Origin of the sequence: Pseudomonas agronomica, from assembly GCF_025917275.1 — a bacterium.
In the GTDB taxonomy this organism is placed as follows: domain Bacteria; phylum Pseudomonadota; class Gammaproteobacteria; order Pseudomonadales; family Pseudomonadaceae; genus Aquipseudomonas; species Aquipseudomonas agronomica.
This window is the reverse complement of sequence record NZ_JAOSHO010000235.1, coordinates 1-7,729: the sequence shown is the minus strand read 5'-3', so window position 1 is coordinate 7,729 and position 7,729 is coordinate 1. Positions and strand designations below refer to the sequence as shown.

Annotated in this window: 6 protein-coding genes; all 6 read right to left on the bottom strand. The window is 63.2% G+C overall.

Annotation, left to right across the window (positions count from 1 at the left end):
* The coding region (locus tag OC610_RS16735; protein ID WP_264429154.1) for an efflux RND transporter permease subunit at positions 1–1,413 on the bottom strand (1,413 nt) is incomplete at its 3' end.
* 52 nt (positions 1,414–1,465) lie between these two features.
* Positions 1,466–2,569, bottom strand: a complete 1,104-nt coding sequence (locus OC610_RS16730; RefSeq protein WP_264429152.1) for a WD40/YVTN/BNR-like repeat-containing protein — start codon at positions 2,567–2,569, stop codon at positions 1,466–1,468.
* 67 nt (positions 2,570–2,636) lie between these two features.
* Complete coding sequence (locus OC610_RS16725) at positions 2,637–3,998, bottom strand: DUF1329 domain-containing protein (RefSeq protein WP_264429150.1); 1,362 nt, start codon at positions 3,996–3,998, stop codon at positions 2,637–2,639.
* Positions 3,999–4,013: 15 nt separating this feature from the next.
* The gene (locus OC610_RS16720) at positions 4,014–5,663 is read right to left on the bottom strand and encodes a DUF1302 domain-containing protein (protein WP_264429148.1); all 1,650 of its coding nucleotides are present in this window, start codon (positions 5,661–5,663) and stop codon (positions 4,014–4,016) included.
* Positions 5,664–5,726: 63 nt separating this feature from the next.
* The gene (locus tag OC610_RS16715; protein ID WP_264429146.1) at positions 5,727–6,494 is read right to left on the bottom strand and encodes a coniferyl-alcohol dehydrogenase; all 768 of its coding nucleotides are present in this window, start codon (positions 6,492–6,494) and stop codon (positions 5,727–5,729) included.
* Between the two features lie 70 nt (positions 6,495–6,564).
* Positions 6,565–7,729, bottom strand: a 1,165-nt coding sequence (locus tag OC610_RS16710) for a benzaldehyde dehydrogenase (RefSeq protein WP_264429144.1), incomplete at its 5' end; no start/stop codon positions are given.

Below are 7,729 nucleotides of genomic sequence, written 5' to 3'. Positions count from 1 at the left end.
TGAGTCGGCGCGCAGCTCCGGCGCGCCGGGGTCCAGGTCGCCAATCTTCAGGTGCAGGCTCACGGCAAAACCAAACGCAGCCAGCAGCAAACCAACCAACATGGCGCCAATGGCCCAGCGCCGTTGGGTGAACAGATCGAGCGCACGCCACAGCGGATGCTTGATCTGCGCCTGCTGTTCGGTGGTTTCCGCGCTCAGGCTGCGTTGGGCCGCCGCCGGGCTGACGCCGATGTAGCTGAGCAGGATCGGTAGCAGGATCAGGTTGGTGAAGATCAGCACCGCTACGCCGAGGCTGGCAGTGATCGCCAGGTCCTGGATCACCCGGATGTTGATCAGCAGCAGCACCGCAAAGCCCACCGCATCGCAGAGCAAGGCGGTAATGCCGGCGGCGAACAATCGGCGGAAGGTATAGCGTGCGGCGACCACCCGGTGGGTGCCACGGCCGATGTCCTGCATGATGCCGTTCATCTTCTGCGCGCCATGGCTCATGCCGATGGCGAACACCAGGAACGGCACCAGTGCCGAATAAGGGTCCAGCTCATAACCGAGCAAGGCCAGCAGACCCAGTTGCCAAAGCACTGCGGCCAGCGAACAGATCACCACCACCAGGGTGCTGCGCGCGCAACGTGTGTAGCCGAACAGCACCAGTACCGTCACCAGTACCGCCACCACGAAGAAAAACAGGACTTGGGTCATCCCTTCGATCAGGTCGCCGACGATCTTGGTAAACCCGGTGATATGAATCCGCAGGTCAGCGGTCTGATACTTGTCTCGCAGTGCCTCCAGTTGCCGTGAGAACTCGCCATAGTCCAGCGCCTTGCCGGTTTGCGGATTGATTGCCAGCAGCGGCACGAAGATCACGCTCGACTTGAAGTTGCCGGCAACCAACTGACCGACTTCACCGGAGCGGGCCACATTGGTTCGCACCTGCTCGATGCTGGTCATCGAACCATCATAATCGTCGGGGATCACCGTGCCGCCGTCCAAGCCCTCTTCGGTCACGGCGGTCCAGCGCGTGGTCGGCGTCCACAGTGATTTCATGTAGGGCCGATCCACACCCGGCAGCAGGTAGAGTTCGTCGTTGAGCTTGGCCAACGTGTCGAGGTAATCCTTGGTGAAGATGCTCCCCTCCCTGACTTCCACGGCGATGCGCAGCGAGTTGCCCAGGCCGCTCAGCTCACTGCGATTCTCGAGGAAATTGGCAACGTAGGGATGCTCGGTGGGAATGGTCTTCTCATAACTGGCGTTGATACCGATGCGCGTGGCCTGCCAACCGAGCACCAGCGTCACCAACAGGCACAGGAGGACCACCAGCGGTCGATGGTTGAAGATCGCCCGCTCGGCGAAGTTGCCCGACGCCCGGTCGAAGTCTTCCTGGCGGCTGATCACGGTTTGGGTTTTGTCGTCTTTCAAGGTTGACTCCTGTTGCGCGAGCCGTGGCTCGATAGCGCTACACCGTGAAGTTTCAAGGTTTGCCGGAGGCCCGCGGGTCCTGGTCAGCGGCCACGCCGCTCAAGCCGACGCTGGCCAGGCTGCCGTCGACCGCCTGTTGCACGGCAGCGACAGTGCCACCGCTACGAACCTGGCGTTTGTCAAAACTGCGGCCCTGGTCATGACTGAAGAGAAGCTCGCCACTCTGGCTGGCCAACAACAGGCTGCCGTCGCGCAGTTCCACGGCAGTCGCCAGAGTCGATTCGAGGCCGGTCTCCAGATGTCGCCAGCTGTTGCCACGGTCATCGGAGCGCCAGGCATTTCCCCGCAGGCCGTAAGCAATCAAGGCCCCATCGCGCGTCGCGAGCAGGCCGAAAAAGCTGCCCTCGTAAGGGGAATTCAGCGCCTGGAATGACTGTCCGGCATTGGTCGAACGCAACAGCAAGCCGCGCTCTCCTACGAGCAACAGATCGTTGCCCAAGGCGCGGATGCCATACAGGTTCAGCCCTTGGGGATTGTCGACATGTTGCATCCACGGTTGCCAGCTTCGCCCGCCATCGTCAGTGCGGTAGATCTGGTTGTAGGCGCCGACGACATAACCGTGCAGGCGGTCGCTGAAGTACAGGTCCAGAAAAGGCTTATCCGGTCCGTCATCAAGCATGTGCCGGGCCTGGGCCAGGTTGCCGGCGCCGCCCGGTTGATTGGCGTCGCGCTCGGCAACGTGCACCGCCAGCGCGATGGCGCGCTCACCGTCGAGTTGTTTTTGCCAGGTTTCACCGCCGTCCTGGGTATGCAGCACCACCCCCAGGTGACCGACCGCCCAGCCCTGCTCGGCATCGACGAATTGCACCGCCGTCAGGCTGACGCTGACCGGCACCTGGGCCTGGCGCCAACTGACGCCAGCGTCATCCGAAAGCAGCACGATCCCACGCTCGCCGACCGCCACCAGGCGCTCGCCGGCCCGGGCCAGCCCGAGCAATACCGCGCGCTGGGCCTTGGCCGTCGGTATCGCCGGTTGCTGCAGCACGGCCAATGTCGTGGCCTGTGCGACCCAGGGCCCGCTCGCCAACAGGCACAACGCCAAGGCGCAAACGCTCCGTAGCGGACCGCGCCGTGCAAAGATTCTTTCAACGCTCATGTCTTTCTCTCGCCTGGAAAATCACAAGCGGCCGCGGCGCATTTCCCGCGACACGGCCGCCACAGGTTCAGCGCATGTTTTCGTTGGCCATCGCATCCGGCGTGAAATACGACGCAGAAGGCTTGGCGACTTTCTGATACTGAACCGCCAGGTCGTTGCTCGATGAGTTGAGGAAGTAGGCCCCGGTGTCGAGGTTGTAGCTGCCCCACATGACTTGTGCGGTCAGGGCCGGCAGGTCTGGCGCCAGCAGCGTCAACGAATACATCTGCCGACCGAGTTTGCCTTGGGCGTCATAACCGTCGGCCATCAGGATCTGCCAGGAGTCCTCGTCGACGTAGTACGTGCGGCGCGGTACGACATGGCGCTTGCCGGATTTGAGCGTGGCCTCGACCACCCAGACCCGGTGTTTCTCCCAGCGCACCAGATCCGGGTTGAGGAAATTCACCCTGACCAGGTCGTCGCTCTTGGCCAGCGCGGCGCGGTTATTGTTGTAAGGAACGATCAGCTCTTTCTTGCCCACCAGCTTGAGGTCGTAGCGATCGGTCGGCCCGAACAGCATGAACGCTTCGTCGAACAGGCCGACGCCAGAGGTCACGAAGTCCGGCGTGTCATAGGCAATGTTGGGCGCCCGGCGAACCCGGCGTTGGCCGACCAGGTACTGCCAGGCGGCGCGGTTGGCCGGGTCCAGGTCCCAATGGGTCATCAGGCCTTCGCCGGCCTTGGATGACGGCAACTCGGTGAACAGCTTGCCCAGCAGGTACTTGCCCGAATAGTTTTCCGGGCTGCCGCCTTCGACGTAGTAGGGAAACTGGTACGTGTACTGGGCCCGGGTCGCCTGGACTTTCTTGCCGCCAGCGGTCATCAGCCAGGTATCGAACGGCGAGCTGATGGTGTCGCCGCCCTGCCAGGACAAGCGGTAGTTCCACAGCACTTGCGCGCCGTTTTCCGGGATCGGGAATGGAATGCCGCCGTAGGCGTTGGAGACTTTTTCGCTGTCCACGTCCAGCGTGGCGCGGGTGGCGTTCTTGCCGGTGTTGTCATAGACCCATTGCGGCGCGGCGGCCGAGCGATGGGTCGGGTACACGTCCAGGCGATAGTCCGGGTATTTCTTCAGCAGCAGCTTGGTGCCTTCGGCCAATTCACCGGCGTACTGTTCGATGTTCGAGGCCTTGATCGAGTACAGCGGTTTTTCCCCGGTGAAGGGGTCCGGTCGTTTGTCTCCCGGTTTATAGCCGGGCGCAACCTGGGTGTAGCCGCCCTGCCAGGCCGGAATGCTGCCATCGGCATTGGCGGCACGCTCGGCGCCGAAGGGGGTCAAGTCGGTTTTCAGGCGCGCGGCCTGATCAGGCGACACCGCCGCCTGCGCCAGGCCCGTGCTGGCGAGCGCCAGGGTCAGGAGGCAGGTGTTCAGGAATGTTGTGTTCTGCATGGCGAATCCACCTTATTAGAATGAGGTTTTCACGTAGAGCGAGACGAAGTCGCGGTCGGCCAACGACTGTCCGTAACTGAAATTGCCGTCCTCGCGCAGCCCGGCTTTCGGTGCGCCAAAGAAATTCACGTAGTTGAGGCCGACGTCCCAGCGTTGCAGGTAGGTGGCCTTGAGCCCGACGCTCCAGTCGCCGGAATGGGTATTGCCGAAGCCGGATTTGTTGACCGCCGATGAGCGTCCATCGAGCACAATCCCCATCCCGATCGGTACGGTCAGGTCGATCCCGTCGATGATCTGGAAGTACGCCGGCTCCATCAGGACGCGGAGCGCCGTGGCATCGCGGGTGGTGTTGGAATCCAGCGCGGCCGCGTTTTCGGTCACGCTCAAGGTGCGGTTCCACGCCAGTTCGGCCAGGGCCGAGCCGCCGTCCCAGAACGCGGTGGGCGACAGCAGGTAAATTGCCGACAGGTTGGCGTGGGCGGTCTTGCCCCGGGCAAACAACGCATTGTCGCCACCATCGGCTTCCACGCCAGGCGCCACCACTTGCAGGTTGCTCACCAGCGGCGCGTTCCAGCGCACCGAGGTTTCACCGGCGAAGTTGAACGGGCCGTAGGCCGTGGAGAAGCTCATGCCAGCGGTCTTGATGTCTTCGGCATAGACCTGGCGATAGGAACCCAGGATCGGCAATCCACTGGCCGCAGCAGCCGGACCATCCAGGTAGGCGTACAAGCCGATCGGCGCTTTATCGTGGTACTGCGCCGCGTAGAAACCCAGCTCAAGTTCAGTGCCACTCGGTTTGAAGCGGATCTGCATACCGCCCTGCCCCGAATTTCGCGGCTTCAAGTCGCCGCCATTCACCGTGTCGTTGCCGAACACTTCGCGCAAGGGGCCGCTGCCGTAGCCAATGGCATCGGCATCGCTCAGGTAGCTGCCGGCGCCCGGCAGGTTGGAACGTTCCCATTCGAACTGATAGTAGGCGCCCACCGACAGCTGCGGGTTGATCTGCAACTGCCCGGAGATCTGATTGACCGGCCGCAGGATTTCCTTGAATTGCGTGCCCGGCACGCTGAGCAGCTTGACCACATCGGTCGGCCCCTGGGCATTGGCGATGCCGTTGCCGCCGTAGAACAGGCTTTCGCCGTAGATCAGGCTGTGTCGGCCCAGGCGTGCGACGCCCTGTGAGTCTTCGCCGAGGTCACCGCGCAGGAACACGAAGGCGTCGAGGATTTCCGCGTCGCGCCCATGAAGCTCGCGGGTTTTGCTAAGGAAATGCGGTTGTTCGCTGCTGTCGGTGTCCTGGTTGTAGATGTCGTCGTACCAGGCCGCGCCGCTCACGCGCAGCCCGTAGTTTTGCCGGCTGAGGTCCATTTCGGAAAACAGGTCCAGGCGGTTGGAGACCAGCCCACTGCTGAAATTCTTGTCGCCCTGGCTCTGGATCGACGGGTACAGGCCGTTGGCGGTGGGCGCGTTGGTCAAGCGACTGTCCTGCCCATGCAGGCGCCAGGCCTGGCTGTACTTGATGGTGTTGTCCCAGCGCAGTTTCCAGTCGGAATCGCCCAGGTCCATTTGCATGGCCTCGACCGTCTCGACCATCACACCGGCGCTGCATAACGCCAGGAACAGGGCGCACTGCTTGAAACCAAAGCAATCTTTGACGTTATCCATGGAGGCTTCTCATTATTGTTATTTTTGGATAGCGGCTCGCACCGCGTTTTTCGGGCGAGCCTTTCAGATGTACGTGGACGCCAATCCTCCATCGACCGGCAAGTTCACGCCGTTGATCCAGCGCGACTCGTCGGCACACAGGAACGCGATCGCCGCCGCCACCTCATCGGCGTAGGCAGGACGTTTCATGCGATGGGCATCGGCCTGGGTCCGGGCCTCGCCAAGCATGCTCACGAAGTCATCGAGAATGGGGGTGAAGACCGGCCCTGGCGCGACGCTGTTCATGCGCACCGAATGTTCGAGGAACCAGGGCTGGGCCTGCACATAGGTCCAGACAATCAAGGCTTCCTTGAAGTACTGGTAACAGGTCTGGTCCGGCACCGGATGCTCGGCCAGCCACGCTTGCCCGGCGGCGAAACCTTCGAGGCGTGCCAGCGCCTTGTGCTGTTCCAGGCGCAATGGCCATTCGGCACCCAGGATCGAGGCGATGTTGACGATGCTGCCGCCCGCGTTGATGCGCGGCAGCAACGCTTGGCTCAAGTGACGCAAGCCGAGGTAATTGACCCGCGCCAGCAGCTGCGGGTTGGCGGTGCCCGGCACCCCGGCAATGTTGCAAAGGCTGTCGAACTGCGCGGGGAGCTGCGGCAGGAGCCGATCGATGTGCTCGGCGCTGCTCAAATCGCCCTGCACAAAACCGTCCAGGGTCATGTGCGGCGCCTTGAGGTCAATGCCGATCACCTGGGCGCCATGGGTGCGCAGCAGGCTCGCCGTGGCGGCGCCGATGCCCGACGAGACGCCGGTTACCAGCACAATCTTGTTGTCGAGTTTCATGTTGAGTCCTCTTGTTATTGTTGTCTGCTCGCAGGGCCTTCAGCTCATCCGCCCCGATACAACCGGCCTGTCAGAACGGGTAGATCGGCGCCTTGTCCTTGACCGTCACCCACTGCCATTGGGTGTACTCATCCCAGTCCGCCGGACCGCCCACATTGCCGCCATTGCCCGAGGCGCCGCGCCCGCCGAACGGGTTGATGCACTCATCGGCGACGGTCTGGTCATTGATATGCAACAGGCCGCACTGCAAGCGCTCACCGATCGCCATGGCCCGGCCCACCGACGGTGAAATGACCGCCGCCGCCAAGCCGTACTCGGTGCGATTGGCCAATTCGATAGCTTCGTCATCGGTGGCGAAGCTGACCACCGTCGCCACAGGCCCGAACACCTCCTCGTCGAAGGCCCGCATGCCGGGCTTCACGCCGCTGAGCACGGTGGCCTGGTAAAACAGCCGATCGTGATTGCCGCCGGTTTCCAGCCGCGCCCCGGCGCGCACGCTGTCGCTGACGATGTCATGGACCCGTTGCAACTGGCGCTGATTGATCAGCGGCCCCAGCGCCGCTTCGCCCTGGGCGGCGTTGCCGACGGTCAAGGCCTGGGCCTTCTCCACGAGTTTGCGGGTCAGCTCGCCGGCGATGGATTCATGGGCGAGGATCAAGCCGGTGGCCATGCAAATCTGGCCTTGGTGCAGCCAGGCGCCCCAGGCCGCGTTACGGGCCGCAAGGTCGAGGTCGGCGTCTTCCAGAATGATCAGCGGGTTCTTGCCGCCCAGCTCCAGCGCGACTTTCTTCAGGTTGCGCCCGGCCACTTCAGCGACCTTGCGACCGGCACCGGTGGAACCGGTAAACGCGATCATGCGCACGTTGGGATCGCGACACAGCGCCTCACCGGCGTCCGCCGCCCCGGGCAACACCTGCAGCAAGCCTTTGGGCAAGCCTGCGGCTTCGAACAACCGGGCAATGAGAAAACCGCCACTCACCGGGGTCTGCGGGTCCGGCTTGAGCACCACCGCGTTGCCCGCCGCCAGGGCCGGCGCGACAGAACGCATGGACAGCACCAGGGGAAAGTTGAAGGGCGAAATCACCCCGACCACGCCATGGGGCTGGCGACGCGCATAAGACAAGCGCCCGGCTTCGCTGGGCAGCACCACCCCGTGGGCCTGGGACAACATGCCCGCCGCCTGATGCAGCAACACAATCGCTTCGCGGACCTCATGCTGGCCCTTGAACAGCGCC

Bases quoted from the DNA above. Each gene is read 5' to 3' on its own strand.
- OC610_RS16730 (WP_264429152.1), bottom strand. From the start codon at position 2,569: ATGAGCGTTGAAAGAATCTTTGCACGGCGCGGTCCGCTACGGAGCGTT.
- OC610_RS16725 (WP_264429150.1), bottom strand. From the start codon at position 3,998: ATGCAGAACACAACATTCCTGAACACCTGCCTCCTGACCCTGGCGCTC.
- OC610_RS16720 (WP_264429148.1), bottom strand. From the start codon at position 5,663: ATGGATAACGTCAAAGATTGCTTTGGTTTCAAGCAGTGCGCCCTGTTC.
- OC610_RS16715 (WP_264429146.1), bottom strand. From the start codon at position 6,494: ATGAAACTCGACAACAAGATTGTGCTGGTAACCGGCGTCTCGTCGGGC.